This is a genomic window from Enterobacter sp. QK-SA4, from assembly GCF_056856775.1.
On record NZ_JBXFXH010000007.1, the window covers coordinates 1,241,273 to 1,257,929 of the forward strand.

Genomic DNA, 16,657 nt, shown 5'->3' on the forward strand with positions numbered 1-16,657 from the left:
ACTTGCGGATAATACTTATCCGGACGACGACCAACAGGCTCCATGGGCCAGGGATAAAGGATGAAACCGTTTCGCTTAGCCGCGCTTTCTCTTGCGCTGCTTACCACGTTTACGCTTGTCGGCTGTGATAACAGCGACGATAAACCCCAGGCTGCGGCTCCCGCGGCATCCACCGCATCGACACCGAAAGCCGCGGAAAAGCCCAACGCAGAAACGCTGGCTAAACTGGCTGCCCAGAGTCAGGGAAAAGCGCTGACGTTGCTGGATACCTCTGAAGTTCAGCTCGACGGTGCCGCCACGCTGGTGCTGACCTTTTCTGTTCCGCTAAATCCCGATCAGGATTTCGCCAAAACGGTGCATGTCGTGGATAAGAAAAGCGGCAAGGTTGACGGGGCGTGGGAACTTGCGCCTAACCTGAAAGAGCTTCGACTGCGCCATCTGGAACCTAACCGCAATCTGGTCGTCACCGTTGAACGTGACCTGCAGGCGCTGAACAAGGCGACGTTTGGCATTGATTATGAAAAAGCCCTGACCACCCGTGACATTGAACCCACCGTTGGTTTTGCCAGCCGCGGCTCGCTGCTGCCGGGTAAGGTGGTGGAAGGTCTGCCGGTGATGGCGCTCAACGTCAACAATGTCGATGTCAACTTTTACCGCGTGAAGCCGGAATCGCTGGCCTCCCTTGTCAGCCAGTGGGAGTACCGTAACTCGCTGACCAACTGGGAATCCGATAACCTGCTGAAGATGGCGGAGCTGGTTTACACCGGTCGATTCGATCTTAATCCGGCGCGCAATACGCGCGAAAAATTGCTGTTGCCCCTGAAGGATATTAAACCGCTCCAGCAGTCTGGCGTTTACATCGCGGTCATGAACCAGGCAGGGCACTACAACTACAGCAACGCCGCAACGCTCTTTACCTTAAGCGATATTGGTCTGTCCGCTCACCGTTATCATAACCGCCTGGATATTTTCACTCAGAGTCTGGAAAACGGTGCGGCGCAGTCCGGCGTGACCGTCACGCTGCTGAACGACAAAGGCCAGACTCTCGCTGAGGCGAAAAGCGATGCCGACGGTCATGCGAAGCTTGAAACGGACAAAGAAGCCGCGCTGATTCTGGCGAGCAAAGACGGTCAGACCACGCTGCTTGACCTCAAGCTTCCGGCGCTGGATCTGGCGGAGTTCGATATTGCCGGTAGCCCCGGCTACAGCAAGCAATTCTTTATGTTTGGCCCGCGCGATCTCTATCGTCCGGGTGAAACAGTGATCCTCAACGGCCTGCTGCGCGACAGTGACGGTAAGCCGCTTCCCGATCAGCCCGTGAAGCTTGACGTGCTGCGCCCGGATGGAGAGGTCGCGCGTACGATTGTCGTCAAGCCAGAGAATGGGCTCTATCGCTTTAACTATCCGCTGGACAGCGGAGCGCAGACCGGTATGTGGCATATCCGTGCCAACACGGGCGATAACCTGCAGCGCCTGTGGGACTTCCACGTCGAAGACTTCATGCCCGAGCGTATGGCATTGAACCTGAGCGGACAAAAATCGCCGGTTTCACCGCAGGATAACGTGGACTTTAACGTGGTGGGCTATTACCTGTATGGCGCACCGGCCAACGGTAATTCCCTGCAGGGCCAGCTTTTCCTGCGTCCGCTGCGTGACGCGGTGGCTGCGCTGCCGGGCTTCCAGTTTGGCGATATCGCCGAGGAGAACCTGAGCCGCAGCCTGGATGAAGTTCAGCTTACGCTTGATGAGCAGGGGCGTGGGCAGGTTTCTACCGAAAGCCAGTGGAAAGAGGTGCACTCTCCGCTGCAGCTGATCCTGCAGGCCAGCCTGCTGGAGTCGGGCGGTCGTCCGGTGACGCGTCGCACCGAGCAGGCCATCTGGCCAGCGGCTGAGCTGCCGGGTATTCGCCCTCAGTTCGCCAGTAAAGCCGTTTACGACTACCGCACCGATACCACCGTCAACCAGCCGATTGTTGACGAGAACGGTAACGCCAGCTTCGACATTGTTTACGCCGATGCCAGCGGCGCGAAAAAGGCCGTTTCCGGGTTACAGGTTCGCCTGATTCGCGAGCGTCGGGACTACTTCTGGAACTGGTCAGAGAGCGAAGGCTGGCAGTCTCAGTTCGATCAGAAAGATCTGGTTGAAGGCGAGCAGGAGCTGACGCTCAAGGCCGACGAGACGGGTAAAGTCTCCTTCCCGGTGGAGTGGGGCTCTTATCGTCTGGAGGTGAAAGCGCCTGATGAGATGGTCAGCAGCGTACGCTTCTGGGCGGGATACAGCTGGCAGGATAACAGCGACGGCACAGGGGCTGCACGCCCTGACCGCGTGACGCTGAAGCTGGATAAGCCAGCCTATCAGCCAGGCGATACCATCAACCTGCACATTGCCGCGCCGGCAGCAGGCAAGGGCTATGCGATGATTGAGTCCAGCGAAGGGCCGCTGTGGTGGAAAGAGATCGACGTACCGGCAAACGGGCTTGATCTCGCTATCCCGGTCGACAAAGCCTGGAAACGTCACGATCTTTACCTCAGCACGCTGGTGGTACGTCCGGGTGATAAATCCAAATCCGCCACGCCGAAACGCGCGGTCGGCCTGCTGCATCTGCCGATGGGCGACGAAAATCGCCGTCTGAACATTGCGCTTGATAACCCACAGAAGATGCGTCCAAATCAGACGCTCTCGGTGAAGGTGAAAGCCAGCGTGAAAGAGGGGGCGGTGCCGCAGAAAGTGAATGTGCTTGTATCTGCGGTGGACAGCGGCGTGCTGAATATTACCGATTACGTTACGCCCGATCCGTGGCAGGCTTTCTTCGGTCAGAAGCGCTATGGCGCGGACATTTACGATATCTATGGCCAGGTCATCGAAGGGCAGGGCCGCCTGGCCGCGCTGCGCTTTGGTGGTGACGGTGATGAGCTTAAGCGCGGCGGTAAGCCGCCGGTGAACCACGTCACCATTATTGCCCAGCAGGCACAGCCGGTCACGCTGGATGCCAACGGAGAAGGCACGGTTGCGCTGCCGATAGGAGACTTCAACGGTGAGCTGCGTCTGATGGCGCAGGCCTGGACGGAGGACGATTTCGGCAGCAGTGAAAGCAAGGTTGTGGTGGCCGCGCCGGTCATTGCCGAGCTTAATACGCCGCGCTTCCTGGCAAGCGGAGATACCTCGCGGCTGACGCTGGATATCACTAACCTCACCGACCAGCCGCAAACGCTGAACGTCGCCCTGACCGCGACAGGAAAACTGTCGCTGGAAGGCGGGCAGCCGCAGCCGATTCAGCTGTCTCCTGGCGCACGCAACACCCTGTTTATTCCGGTGCGTGCGCTGGACGGTTATGGTGACGGTGAAGTGATCGCTCAGGTGACCGGCCTGCAGCTCCCGGGTGAGACCTTCGCCCCGCAGCAGAAGAGCTGGAAAATCGGCGTGCGTCCGGCATTCCCGGCGCAGACGGTGAATACCGGTGCCATGCTGAATCCCGGCGAGTCCTGGACCGCACCGGCGCAGCATAGTAACGGTTTCTCTCCTGCTACCCTGCAGGGACAGCTGCTGCTGAGCGGCAAACCACCGCTTAACCTGGCGCGCTATATTCGCGAACTGCAGGCGTATCCGTATGGCTGCCTGGAACAGACCACCAGTGGCCTGTTCCCGTCGCTCTACACCAACGCGGCGCAGCTGACTGCACTTGGCATCAAAGGCGACACCGATGATAAGCGCCGTGCGGCGATTGATATTGGCATCTCCCGTCTGCTGCAGATGCAGCGTGAAGACGGAGGTTTTGCGCTGTGGGATAAAAACGGCCCGGAAGAGTACTGGCTGACCGCCTACGTGACCGACTTCCTGGTGCGCGCGGGCGATCAGGGTTACAGCGTACCTGCCGATGCGGTGAATAACGCCAATAACCGCCTGCTGCGCTACCTCCAGGATCCGGGAATGATGTCCATTCGCTACAGCGATGATACTCAGGCCAGCAAGTTCGCCGTGCAGGCCTATGCCGCGCTGGTGCTGGCACGTCAGCAAAAAGCGCCGCTGGGCGCGCTGCGTGAAATCTGGGATCGCCACGAGCAGGCGGCTTCCGGGTTGCCGCTGATGCAGCTGGGCATGGCGCTCAAACTGATGGGCGATGCACCGCGCAGCCAGCAGGCGCTGGACCTGGCACTCAAAACGCCGCGTAACGACAGCAAAACCTGGATGGCCGATTACGGCAGCCAGCTTCGCGATAACGCTCTGATGCTCTCCCTGCTGGAGGAGTACAAGCTGCTGCCGGATGCGCAGAATACGCTGCTGAATGCTCTGTCTGAACAGGCCTTCAGCCAGCGCTGGCTGTCAACGCAGGAGAGCAATGCGCTGTTCCTGGCCGGACGTTCGCTGCAAACCTTGTCCGGTACATGGCAGGCGAAAACCTCTCTGTCTGAGACCGCATCTGGCGGCGATAAGTCACTGGTACAAAACGTGAGCGGCGACCAACTTGGCGCGCTGCAGGTGACCAATACTGGCACGACTCCGCTGTGGGTGCGTCTGGACAGCACCGGCTATCCGGAATACGCGCCTCAGCCGAGCGCGAACGTGCTGCAGGTTGAACGTCATATCCTGGCAACCGACGGCAGCACTAAATCACTCTCTTCCCTGAAGAGCGGTGAGCTGGTGCTGGTGTGGCTGGAAGTTAAAGCCAGCCAGAACGTGCCGGATGCGCTGGTGGTGGATCTCCTCCCTGCGGGTCTGGAGCTGGAAAACCAGAACCTGGCAAGCAGCAGCGCCAGCCTGCAGGACAGCGGTAGCGAAGTACAGAACCTGCTCAGCCAGATGCAGCAGGCGGACATTCAGCATATGGAATTCCGCGACGACCGCTTTGTGGCCGCCGTGCCGGTAAATGAAGGTCAGCCAGTCACGCTGGTCTATCTGGCGCGCGCCGTGACGCCGGGAACCTATCAGGTGCCGGTCCCGATGGTGGAGTCTATGTACGTTCCGCAGTGGCGGGCAACGGGGTCGGCCAGCGGCCCGCTGATTGTTGTTCCGTAATATGCGAATGGCACGTCTGACACGCTCCCGCTGGCTATGGCTGGCGGGAGCGCTTCTCGTTTTATGGGGGCTGATTGTCGCCGCCGACCGCCTGTGGCCGCTGCCTCTGAAAGAGGTTAACCCCGCCCGGGTGGTGGTGGATGAGAAGGGCACGCCGCTCTGGCGTTTTGCCGATAGCGACGGTATCTGGCGCTACCCGGTTACCATTGAAGAGGTCTCTCCCCGCTACCTTGAGGCGCTGATCCAGTATGAAGATCGCTGGTTCTGGGATCACCCTGGCGTAAACCCGCTTTCTGTCCTGCGCGCTGCCTGGCAGGATCTCAGTTCTGGCAAAGTCGTCTCTGGCGGAAGCACGCTCACAATGCAGGTGGCACGCCTGCTGGACCCACATCCGCGCACCTTTGGCGGCAAAGTTCGTCAGCTCTGGCGGGCGATGCAGCTGGAGTGGCATCTTTCCAAGCGAGACATTCTCACCCTCTATCTCAACCGCGCTCCGTTTGGCGGCACGCTGCAGGGCGTCGGAGCGGCAAGCTGGACCTATCTTGGCAAACCGCCGTCGCAGCTCAGCTATTCCGAAGCGGCGCTGCTGGCGGTACTGCCGCAGGCACCCAGCCGCTTGCGTCCGGACCGCTGGCCTGAACGGGCCGAGGCGGCGCGCAACAAAGTGCTAGACCGCATGGTCACGCAGGGCGTCTGGTCCGCGAAGCAGGTCAAAGAATCACGGGAGGAATCGGTATGGCTGGCGCCCCGGCAGATGCCGCAGCTGGCGCCGCTCTTTGCACGCATGATGCTAGGCAAAAGCCGCGACACTAAAATTGTCACCACGCTGGATGCCGGGCTACAGCGGCAGCTGGAAGAGCTGGCGATGAACTGGAAATCTCGCCTGCCGGCACGCAGCTCGCTGGCGATGATCGTCGTGGATCATACGGATATGAAAGTGCGCGGCTGGGTCGGCTCGGTGGATATTAACGATGACACGCGTTTCAGCCACGTGGATATGGTCAATGCGATCCGATCCCCGGGATCGGTGTTAAAGCCCTTTATTTACGGTATGGCGCTGGACGATGGCCTGATCCATCCCGCCTCGCTGCTCCAGGACGTTCCCAGAAAAACCGGTGATTATCGCCCCGGGAATTTTGACAGTGGGTTCCACGGACCGGTCAGCATGAGTGAAGCGCTGGTGCGCTCCCTCAACCTGCCCGCGGTACAGGTACTGGAAGCCTACGGGCCAAAACGTTTTGCCGGGATGCTGAGCAACGCAGGCTTACCGCTGATCCTGCCTGCGGGGGCGCAGCCGAATCTGTCCCTGATCCTCGGTGGGGCAGGCGCCCGGCTGGTGGATATCACAGCGGCCTACAGCGCGTTTGCCCGACACGGTAAGGCGGGAAGGCTGCGTTTACGGCCGGGCGATCCGCTCATTGACCGTCCGCTGCTGTCGCAAGGCTCGGCGTGGATTATTCGCCGTATTCTGGCGAACGAGGCGCAGCCGCTGCCGGATAATGCGCTACCGCAAATCGCGCCGCTGGCGTGGAAAACCGGCACCAGCTACGGCTACCGTGATGCCTGGGCGATTGGTCTGAATGCCCGTTACGTAATAGGCATCTGGACAGGACGACCGGACGGCACGCCCGTAGCGGGGCAGTTTGGTTTCGCCAGCGCGGTTCCACTCTTAAATCAGGTAAATAACCTGCTTCAGTCACGCTCATCGGTAGACGAGGCCCGCCTGCCGCGCGACCCGCGTCCGGAGAGCGTCGGGCGGGGCGTGATCTGCTGGCCGGGCGGCCAGTCGCTGCCGGAAGGGAGTGAAAACTGTCGGCGTCGCCTGTCGACCTGGCTGCTGGAAGGGAGTGAACCGCCCACGCTGCTATTGCCCGAACAGGAAGGGATACGCGGCATTCGTTTCCCGGTCTGGCTGGATAAAACGGGTAAACGCGTGGCGGCAGATTGCCCTGATGCAACTGAAAAAGTCCTGGATGTCTGGCCGCTGCCGCTGGAGCCGTGGCTGCCGGCGACCGAGCGTCGCGCGGTACGGGTCCCTTCTTCATCAACCACCTGTCCTCCGCTGTCGCAGGACGCACCTGCGCCACTCATCCTGACAGGCGTGCGTGAAGGGGCCGTCATCAAACGTCTGCCGGGGGAATCCCGCGTTTCGCTGCCGCTTCAGGCGACCGGCAATAGCGGTGAGCGCTGGTGGTTTTTGAACGGTGAACCGCTGAATGTGAAGGGAAGAGTTTACACATTACAGCTTGATAAATCTGGCGATTATCAGTTACTCGTTATGGATGAGACCGGTCAGGTCGCGACGGTGAATTTTACGCTGCAGTGATCTGAAAACAGCTTTCAGATGTGAGCTGTTGCTAAAACTCGTCTTATTTTAAAAAAATGTTACCTGAATCCATAGGCAATGGCGCTATTGCTCATTATAATCCGCGCCACACCATACTCAGGTATGAAAAACAACAGAACATTGACAGAGGTTATCATGGCTATTGAACGTACTTTTTCCATCATCAAACCAAACGCGGTGGCAAAAAACGTTATTGGCAGCATCTTCGCTCGCTTTGAATCTGCAGGGTTCAAAATTGTTGGCACCAAAATGCTGCACCTGACCGTTGAGCAGGCTCGCGGTTTCTACGCTGAGCACGAAGGTCGCCCATTCTTTGACGGCCTGGTTGAGTTCATGACCTCCGGTCCAATTGTGGTATCCGTGCTGGAAGGCGAAAACGCAGTACAGCGTCACCGTGACCTGCTGGGCGCAACCAACCCGGACAACGCGCTGGCAGGTACCCTGCGCGCTGACTATGCAGACAGCTTCACCGAGAACGGTACCCACGGTTCTGACTCTGTTGAATCTGCTGCACGCGAAATCGCTTTCTTCTTCGCTGAAGGCGAAGTGTGTCCACGCACCCGTTAATTTAACGGTTTCGTTTACACATTATTTTCGTAAATGCCGCGTCCAGACGTGGCATCCCTGCGCCAGACTTTGTACAATGCAACGCCCCGGATGAGCAGACTGCTTTCCGGGGCGTTTCTATTCAACCCTCCATGGGCCATAACGTGTAACAACGAGGCCGGAAAATATTATGTCTGAATTAGTGAATACCTCCGAAGTCGCCATTCCTGCGGTTCCCAATAAAAATGGAAAAATCAACCTGCTGGATCTGAACCGTCAGCAGATGCGCGAGTTCTTTAAAGAGATGGGCGAAAAGCCGTTTCGTGCCGATCAGGTCATGAAGTGGATGTACCATTACTGCAGCGACAATTTTGATGACATGACTGACATCAACAAGGTCCTGCGCAACAAGCTTAAGGAAGTGGCTGAAATCCGCGCACCGGAAGTGGTGGAAGAGCAGCGCTCAGCGGATGGCACCATCAAATGGGCGATTGCGGTAGGCGATCAGCGCGTTGAGACCGTTTACATCCCGGAAGAAGACCGCGCCACGCTGTGTGTCTCCTCTCAGGTAGGCTGTGCGCTGGAGTGCAAATTCTGCTCTACCGCGCAGCAAGGCTTTAACCGTAACCTGCGGGTGTCAGAAATTATCGGCCAGGTCTGGCGTGCCGCGAAAATCGTCGGTGCGGCAAAAGTAACCGGTACGCGTCCTATCACCAACGTGGTGATGATGGGGATGGGGGAGCCGCTGCTGAACCTGACCAACGTCGTTCCGGCGATGGAAATCATGCTGGATGACTTCGGTTTTGGTCTGTCCAAGCGTCGCGTCACGCTGTCTACCTCTGGCGTTGTGCCTGCGCTGGACAAGCTGGGCGATATGATTGACGTTGCGCTGGCGATCTCCCTGCATGCACCAAACGACGAAATTCGTGACGAAATTGTGCCGATCAACAAAAAGTACAATATCGAAACCTTCCTCGCTGCGGTGCGTCGCTATCTGGAGAAATCCAATGCCAACCAGGGCCGCGTCACCATCGAGTACGTGATGCTTGACCACGTCAACGACGGTACCGAACATGCACATCAGCTGGCTGAACTGCTGAAAGATACGCCATGTAAAATCAACCTGATCCCATGGAACCCGTTCCCGGGCGCGCCGTATGGCCGTAGCTCGAACAGCCGTATCGACCGTTTCTCCAAGGTGCTGATGGAGTATGGTTTCACCACCATCGTGCGTAAAACCCGTGGTGATGACATTGATGCAGCATGCGGACAGCTGGCTGGTGACGTTATTGACCGTACCAAACGTACCCTGCGTAAACGCATGCAGGGCGAGACGATTGCGGTTAAAGCTGTTTGATTATTATGCACTCACGGCGCATTATCTGCGCCGTGAAGCATACTCTTACTGAATAATCAGTCAGATTCGTGATGACTGAACAATAATTACGGTGCGTTTCATCCGACTTTCGGGCAGTATGTAACGACGTAACAACAGTTTAGCCGTACGGGCAGGGCTGTACTGTCATCTCCGGGCTGACAGTCTTATACTCTCTGTTCAAGGTTAACTGACCAGAAGTTTCGCGGTGCGGGTGGCATTGTGACTCACCGGCACCTGAACCCTTATTTTTCACGTACCAGTAGTTGTAGCGAATGAATACTGAAGCCACTCACGACCAACATGAAGCACTCTCCACTGGCGTTCGTCTTCGCAACGCCCGTGAACAACTCGGACTCAGCCAGCAAGCCGTTGCGGAACGCTTGTGCCTGAAGGTTTCCACGGTTCGCGATATTGAAGAAGATAAGGCACCTGCCGATCTGGCTTCAACGTTCTTGCGCGGTTATATCCGCTCTTACGCAAAACTGGTGCATATCCCCGAAAACGAATTACTGCCAATGATGGAGAAGCAGGCACCGGTCCGTGCAGCAAAAGTTGCGCCGATGCAGACCTTCTCCCTGGGGAAACGTCGTAAAAAACGCGATGGCTGGCTGATGAGCTTTACCTGGCTGGTGCTGTTTGTGGTGATCGGTCTGACCGGCGCATGGTGGTGGCAAAACCACAAGGCCCAGCAGGAAGAGATCACCACCATGGCCGATCAATCCTCCGCCGAACTCAACCAGGCCGGAAGTGAGAATGCCCAGAACGTGCCGCTGAATACCGACGGCGCAGCTTCCTCAAGCGAGCCACAGACCGCAGCGCCAGACGCGTCGGCGACCGATGCTGTACAGGCTCCGGCAGCAACGGCTAACACCGCTGCACCGCAGGCTCAGGATCAAAACGCGGTTGTTGCCCCTTCTCAGGCTAATGTTGATACTGCGGCGAACGCGCCTGCGGCTGCTCAGCCTGCGGACAATAGCGCAGCGACTCTGCCAACCAGCCCGGCGGGTACGGCGACAGCAGCCGATCCCAACGCGCTGGTGATGAACTTCAGCGCCGACTGCTGGCTGGAAGTGACTGACGCGACAGGTAAAAAACTATTCAGCGGCCTGCAGCGTAAAGATGGCACGTTAAACCTAACCGGCCAGGCTCCCTATAAACTTAAAATCGGCGCTCCGGCAGCGGTACAGATCCAGTATCAAGGAAAACCTGTCGACCTGAGCCGCTTTATCAGAACTAACCAGGTTGCACGTCTTACCGTTAATGCCGAACAATCAGCAGCACAGTAACAGACGGGCAACGCGGGAGATTTTTCATGCATAACCAGGCTCCGATTCAACGTAGAAAATCGAAACGGATTTACGTTGGGAATGTGCCAATCGGCGATGGGGCACCTATCGCCGTTCAGTCGATGACCAACACGCGCACTACCGATGTAGAAGCGACGGTCAATCAAATCAAAGCATTAGAACGTGTAGGCGCGGACATTGTTCGCGTCTCCGTCCCGACCATGGATGCCGCTGAGGCGTTTAAACTGATCAAACAGCAGGTCAGCGTTCCGCTGGTGGCTGATATTCACTTCGACTACCGCATCGCGCTGAAAGTGGCCGAATACGGCGTCGATTGCCTGCGTATTAACCCGGGCAACATCGGTAACGAAGAGCGTATTCGCACGGTGGTGGACTGCGCTCGCGATAAAAATATCCCTATCCGCATCGGCGTTAACGCCGGTTCGCTGGAAAAAGATCTGCAGGAAAAATACGGTGAGCCGACGCCACAGGCGCTGCTCGAATCCGCGATGCGCCATGTGGATCATCTGGATCGTCTTAACTTTGACCAGTTTAAGGTCAGCGTAAAAGCGTCAGACGTATTTCTCGCGGTTGAATCTTATCGTCTGCTGGCAAAGCAGATCGACCAGCCTCTGCACCTCGGGATCACCGAAGCGGGCGGCCTGCGCAGCGGCTCTGTAAAATCTGCGATCGGTCTGGGGCTGCTGCTCTCCGAAGGGATCGGTGACACCCTGCGCGTCTCGCTGGCGGCCGATCCGGTCGAAGAGATCAAAGTCGGTTTCGATATTCTGAAGTCACTGCGCATTCGCGCGCGTGGGATCAACTTCATTGCCTGCCCAACCTGCTCACGTCAGGAGTTTGATGTGATCGGGACGGTGAATGCCCTGGAGCAGCGTCTGGAAGACATTATCACCCCGATGGACGTCTCCATCATCGGCTGTGTGGTAAACGGTCCGGGTGAAGCGCTGGTGTCAACTCTGGGCGTGACCGGCGGTAACAAGAAAAGTGGTCTCTATGAAGATGGCGTTCGTAAAGATCGTCTGGATAATAGCGACATGATCGACCAGCTTGAAGCCCGCATCCGCGCCAAAGCCGCCATGATGGACGAAACACAGCGTATCAGCGTTCAGCAGGTTGAAAAATAACGTGATGGGAAGCGTGCCGCTTCCCATGTATGATTGAACCCATTCTTTGGGTTTTTTTTGTATATAGAAAGAGAATAAACGTGGCAAAAAACATTCAAGCCATCCGCGGCATGAACGATTATCTGCCTGGCGAAACCGCCATCTGGCAGCGCATTGAAGGCACACTGAAGCAGGTGCTCGGCAGCTACGGTTACAGCGAAATCCGTTTGCCGATTGTAGAGCAGACCCCGTTATTCAAACGCGCGATCGGTGAAGTCACCGACGTGGTTGAAAAAGAGATGTACACCTTTGAGGACCGCAACGGCGACAGCCTGACCCTGCGTCCGGAAGGGACGGCGGGCTGCGTACGCGCCGGCATCGAACATGGTCTTCTGTACAATCAGGAGCAGCGCCTGTGGTATATCGGCCCGATGTTCCGCCACGAACGTCCTCAGAAAGGGCGTTATCGCCAGTTCAATCAGCTGGGTGTGGAAGTCTTTGGCCTGCAGGGCCCGGACATCGATGCTGAACTGATTATGCTGACCGCCCGCTGGTGGCGTGCGCTCGGTATCGCCGATCACGTTTCCCTTGAGCTGAACTCTATCGGTTCTCTGGAAGCTCGCGCTAACTACCGCGATGCGCTGGTGGCGTTTCTGGAACAGCATAAAGAGAAGCTGGACGAAGACTGCAAACGTCGTATGTACAGCAACCCGCTGCGCGTTCTTGATTCCAAAAACGCGGATGTTCAGGCACTGCTGAACGATGCCCCTGCGCTGGGGGATTACCTGGACGACGAATCTCGCGAACACTTTGCGGGCCTCTGCAAGCTGCTTGAAGCGGCGGGTATCGCCTATACCGTGAACCAGCGCCTGGTACGCGGTCTGGACTACTACAACCGTACCGTGTTTGAGTGGGTGACCACCAGCCTCGGTTCTCAGGGCACCGTGTGCGCGGGCGGCCGTTACGACGGTCTGGTTGAGCAACTTGGCGGTCGCGCTGCGCCTGCGGTTGGCTTCGCGATGGGGCTTGAGCGACTTGTTTTGCTGGTTCAGGCAGTTAATCCGGAATTTAAAGCAGATTCCGTTGTCGATATATACCTGGTGGCCTCAGGTGCGGAAACGCAGTCTGCGGCAATACAGCTTGCCGAACGCGTGCGCGATGCGCTGCCGGGCGTTAAGCTGATGACCAACCATGGCGGCGGCAACTTCAAAAAACAGTTTGCGCGTGCCGATAAGTGGGGCGCAAGTATTGCACTGGTGCTGGGCGAGTCCGAAGTGGCTAACGGCGAAGTGGTGGTGAAGGACCTGCGCTCTGGTGAGCAGACAACGGTAACGCAGGACGGCGTTGCGGCGCACTTGCGCACTCTATTGGGCTAAGGAGAAGGACTGCGTGGAAATTTACGAGAACGAACACGATCAGGTCGACGCGATTAAGCGCTTCTTTGTTGAAAACGGCAAAGCGCTGGTTGTTGGGGTTATTTTAGGTATCGGTGCGCTGGTGGGGTGGCGTTACTGGAACAATCATCAGGCAGATTCCGCGCGTGGCGCGTCGCTGTCCTATGAAAATACCGTGAGCGCAATTCGTGCCGATCAGCCGCAAACGCTGGCTGCGGCAGAAAAATTTGCGGCTGACAACAAAAACACCTACGGTGCACTGGCTGCGCTGGAAGTGGCTCAGCAGTACGTTGATAAGAACGAACTGGATAAAGCCGCTGCACAGCTCTCGCAGAGCCTTGCTGCGGCCAGCGATGAGAACCTGAAAGCGGTGATCAATCTGCGCCTGGCACGTATTCAGGTTCAGCAGAAAAAAGCTGACGATGCGCTGAAAACGCTCGATACCATCAAAGGCGAAGGTTTTGCTGCCATCGTTGCCGATCTGCGCGGTGAAGCACTGCTGAGCAAAGGTGACAAAGCGGGCGCGCGTAAAGCGTGGCAAGCTGGCGTAGAGAGCAATGCTTCACCTGCGCTGAGCGAAATGATGCAGATGAAAATAAATAATTTGTCCGTCTGAGAGGGACCCGATGCAATTGCGTAAATTACTTCTGCCAGGACTGCTTTCTGTTACGTTATTGAGTGGTTGTTCACTGTTCAGTGGCGAAGAAGACGTTGTGAAAATGTCCCCACTGCCGACGGTTGAAAACCAGTTTACCCCATCCACCGCGTGGGATGTCTCCGTGGGCAATGGGATTGGTGATTTCTATTCCAACCTTCATCCTGCGTATGCCGACAGCGTTGTCTATGCCGCTGACCGCAAAGGTACCGTGAAAGCGGTGAACGCCGATGACGGGAAAGAAGTATGGTCCGTTAACCTGGCGGAAAAAGACGGCTGGTTCTCCCGTAAACCTGCACTGCTGTCTGGTGGTCTGACCGTTGCCGGTGGTCATGTCTACGTGGGCAGCGAAAAAGCGCAGGTTTATGCGCTGAACAGCAGCGACGGCTCCATTGCCTGGCAAACAACCGTAGCGGGTGAATCCCTGTCTCGTCCGGTAGTAAGCGACGGTCTGGTGCTGATTCATACCAGCAACGGCCAGCTGCAGGCGCTGAATGAAGCTGACGGTCTGGTGAAATGGACCGTTAACCTGGATATGCCTGCGCTCTCTCTGCGCGGCGAATCCGCGCCGGCTACCGCATTTGGTGCTGCCATTGTGGGCGGTGACAACGGTCGCGTGAGCGCAGTGCTGATGCAGCAGGGTCAGATGATCTGGCAGCAGCGTATCTCTCAGGCTACTGGCTCAACGGAAATTGACCGTCTGAGCGACGTAGACACAACGCCAGTCATCGTTAACGGTGTGGTTTACGCGCTGGCCTATAACGGCAACCTGACCGCGCTGGATCTGCGCAGCGGCCAGATCATGTGGAAACGTGAGCTGGGCTCTGTGAACGATTTCATCGTTGAGGGCAACCGCATCTATATGGTCGATCAGAACGACCGTCTGCTGGCTCTGAGCACCGAAGGCGGCGTGACGCTGTGGACGCAAAGCGATCTGCTGCACCGTCTGCTGACTGCTCCGGCACTGTACAACGGTAGCCTGGTGGTTGGCGACAGCGAAGGGTATATGCACTGGATCGATCCGGATAATGGCCGCTTTGTTGCACAGCAAAAAGTCGACAGCTCTGGTTTCCTGACCGATCCGGTTGTGGCCGACGGCAAACTGCTGATTCAGGCAAAAGACGGCACGCTGTACGCGATCACGCGTTAATTACCGGCGGTTGTAGTATACTAAACGGCTCCTGTTCACTCAGGAGCCGTTTTGACATTTTTAAAAACGCCGCAAAAGCGACGTTATTTTGAATTTTATGAGGCTTCAAACATGGTACCTGTGGTCGCGCTTGTCGGGCGCCCTAACGTTGGAAAATCCACTCTTTTTAACCGTTTAACACGCACCCGTGATGCGCTGGTTGCGGATTTCCCGGGGCTGACGCGTGACCGTAAGTACGGTCGTGCAGAGGTGGAAGGACGTGAGTTCATCTGTATCGATACCGGTGGTATTGACGGCACAGAAGACGGCGTTGAAACCCGCATGGCGGAACAGTCGCTGCTGGCGATTGAAGAAGCGGATGTGGTGCTGTTTATGGTGGATGCGCGCGCTGGCCTGATGCCGGCGGACTCCGCTATTGCCAAACACCTGCGTTCACGCGAAAAGCCGACCTTCCTGGTGGCGAACAAAACTGACGGCATCGATGCCGATCAGGCCGTCGCGGATTTCTGGTCTCTGGGCCTGGGTGAAATCTACCCGATTGCGGCATCGCATGGCCGTGGCGTCACCAGCCTGCTGGAAACCGTTCTGCTACCGTGGGTTGATGAAGTGAACCCGCCGGAAGAGGTGGACGAAGACGCTGAATACTGGGCGCAGTTCGAAGACGGAGAAGAGGGCGAAGAAGAGCCTGAAGACGACTTCAACCCGCAGGACCTGCCGATCAAGCTGGCCATCGTGGGTCGTCCAAACGTAGGTAAGTCTACGCTTACTAACCGTATTCTGGGTGAAGAGCGCGTGGTCGTTTACGACATGCCGGGCACCACCCGTGACAGTATCTACATTCCTATGCAGCGCGATGAGCGTGAGTATGTCCTCATCGACACCGCCGGGGTGCGTAAGCGCGGGAAAATCACCGATGTGGTGGAAAAATTCTCCGTTATCAAAACCCTGCAGGCGATCGAAGATGCTAACGTAGTGCTGCTGGTCATCGACGCACGCGAAGGTATCTCCGATCAGGACCTCTCTCTGCTCGGCTTTATCCTCAATAGTGGGCGCTCACTGGTTATCGTAGTCAACAAGTGGGATGGCCTGAGCAATGAAGTGCGCGAGCAGGTGAAAGAGACTCTCGACTTCCGTCTGGGCTTTATCGACTTTGCCCGCGTGCACTTCATCTCTGCGCTGCACGGCAGCGGAGTGGGTAACCTGTTCGAATCCGTGCGTGAAGCGTACGACAGCTCCACCCGTCGTCAGAGCACCGCCATGCTGACCCGCATCATGAACATGGCTGCGGAAGACCATCAGCCGCCGCTGGTGCGCGGCCGTCGCGTGAAGCTGAAATATGCTCACGCCGGTGGTTACAACCCGCCAATCGTAGTAATTCACGGTAACCAGGTGAAAGACCTGCCGGATTCCTACAAGCGCTATCTGATGAACTACTTCCGTAAATCGCTGGACGTGATGGGCACGCCTATCCGTATCCAGTTCAAGGAAGGGGAAAACCCGTTTGCCAACAAGCGCAACACCCTGACGCCAAACCAGATGCGTAAGCGTAAGCGCTTGATTAAGCACATTAAGAAAAGCAAATAAGCTTTACGTGCTTCACGAAAGCCCGCGTTTATCGCGGGTTTTTTTTTGCCCAATCATACCGCCGGTTTTCTCTGTGTGAAGTCAATCACTATTCACTTTTAACCAAGTTTAAATCTAAGAAAGTAGACAATCGTCGAATTTTCATCTTAAAGTCCAGGGGCCGGTACTAGACAAAACTAG

10 protein-coding genes are annotated in these 16,657 nt (G+C 57.0%); all 10 read left to right on the forward strand.

Going from position 1 to position 16,657, the window contains the following annotated elements; all coding sequences use genetic code 11:
- Window positions 1–60 precede the first annotated feature (60 nt).
- Window positions 61–5,013: an alpha-2-macroglobulin family protein gene (locus AC1VYI_RS07600; RefSeq protein WP_482878702.1), complete on the forward strand. Its 4,953-nt coding sequence runs from the start codon at window positions 61–63 to the stop codon at window positions 5,011–5,013.
- Between the two features lies 1 nt (window position 5,014).
- On the forward strand, window positions 5,015–7,339 hold the full coding sequence (pbpC, locus tag AC1VYI_RS07605) for a peptidoglycan glycosyltransferase PbpC (protein WP_226484191.1): 2,325 nt from the start codon (window positions 5,015–5,017) through the stop codon (window positions 7,337–7,339).
- A 156-nt stretch (window positions 7,340–7,495) separates the two neighbouring features.
- On the forward strand, window positions 7,496–7,927 hold the full coding sequence (gene ndk, locus AC1VYI_RS07610) for a nucleoside-diphosphate kinase (protein WP_003860625.1): 432 nt from the start codon (window positions 7,496–7,498) through the stop codon (window positions 7,925–7,927).
- 169 nt (window positions 7,928–8,096) lie between these two features.
- Window positions 8,097–9,263, forward strand: coding sequence for a dual-specificity RNA methyltransferase RlmN (gene rlmN, locus AC1VYI_RS07615; protein ID WP_014171168.1), 1,167 nt, complete (start codon window positions 8,097–8,099; stop codon window positions 9,261–9,263).
- 293 nt (window positions 9,264–9,556) lie between these two features.
- Window positions 9,557–10,570, forward strand: a complete 1,014-nt coding sequence (gene rodZ / locus AC1VYI_RS07620; RefSeq protein WP_023308815.1) for a cytoskeleton protein RodZ — start codon at window positions 9,557–9,559, stop codon at window positions 10,568–10,570.
- Window positions 10,571–10,596: 26 nt separating this feature from the next.
- Complete coding sequence (ispG, locus tag AC1VYI_RS07625; RefSeq protein ID WP_223604595.1) at window positions 10,597–11,715, forward strand: flavodoxin-dependent (E)-4-hydroxy-3-methylbut-2-enyl-diphosphate synthase; 1,119 nt, start codon at window positions 10,597–10,599, stop codon at window positions 11,713–11,715.
- Window positions 11,716–11,795: 80 nt separating this feature from the next.
- Window positions 11,796–13,070 (forward strand): histidine--tRNA ligase, encoded by a 1,275-nt coding sequence (gene hisS / locus AC1VYI_RS07630; RefSeq protein ID WP_134867278.1) that lies wholly within the window; start codon window positions 11,796–11,798, stop codon window positions 13,068–13,070.
- A gap of 13 nt (window positions 13,071–13,083) precedes the next feature.
- Window positions 13,084–13,704 carry a YfgM family protein gene (locus AC1VYI_RS07635; RefSeq protein ID WP_023308812.1) on the forward strand — a complete coding sequence of 207 codons (621 nt, stop codon included), beginning with the start codon at window positions 13,084–13,086 and terminating at the stop codon, window positions 13,702–13,704.
- A 10-nt stretch (window positions 13,705–13,714) separates the two neighbouring features.
- On the forward strand, window positions 13,715–14,893 hold the full coding sequence (bamB, locus tag AC1VYI_RS07640; RefSeq protein WP_008502135.1) for an outer membrane protein assembly factor BamB: 1,179 nt from the start codon (window positions 13,715–13,717) through the stop codon (window positions 14,891–14,893).
- A 111-nt stretch (window positions 14,894–15,004) separates the two neighbouring features.
- Entirely contained in the window at window positions 15,005–16,477 is a 1,473-nt protein-coding gene (der, locus tag AC1VYI_RS07645) for a ribosome biogenesis GTPase Der (protein ID WP_023308811.1), read from the forward strand.
- Window positions 16,478–16,657 lie beyond the last annotated feature (180 nt).

Bases quoted from the DNA above. Each gene is read 5' to 3' on its own strand.
- AC1VYI_RS07600 (WP_482878702.1), top strand. From the start codon at position 61: ATGAAACCGTTTCGCTTAGCCGCGCTTTCTCTTGCGCTGCTTACCACG.
- pbpC (WP_226484191.1), top strand. From the start codon at position 5,015: ATGCGAATGGCACGTCTGACACGCTCCCGCTGGCTATGGCTGGCGGGA.
- ndk (WP_003860625.1), top strand. From the start codon at position 7,496: ATGGCTATTGAACGTACTTTTTCCATCATCAAACCAAACGCGGTGGCA.
- rlmN (WP_014171168.1), top strand. From the start codon at position 8,097: ATGTCTGAATTAGTGAATACCTCCGAAGTCGCCATTCCTGCGGTTCCC.
- rodZ (WP_023308815.1), top strand. From the start codon at position 9,557: ATGAATACTGAAGCCACTCACGACCAACATGAAGCACTCTCCACTGGC.
- ispG (WP_223604595.1), top strand. From the start codon at position 10,597: ATGCATAACCAGGCTCCGATTCAACGTAGAAAATCGAAACGGATTTAC.
- bamB (WP_008502135.1), top strand. From the start codon at position 13,715: ATGCAATTGCGTAAATTACTTCTGCCAGGACTGCTTTCTGTTACGTTA.
- der (WP_023308811.1), top strand. From the start codon at position 15,005: ATGGTACCTGTGGTCGCGCTTGTCGGGCGCCCTAACGTTGGAAAATCC.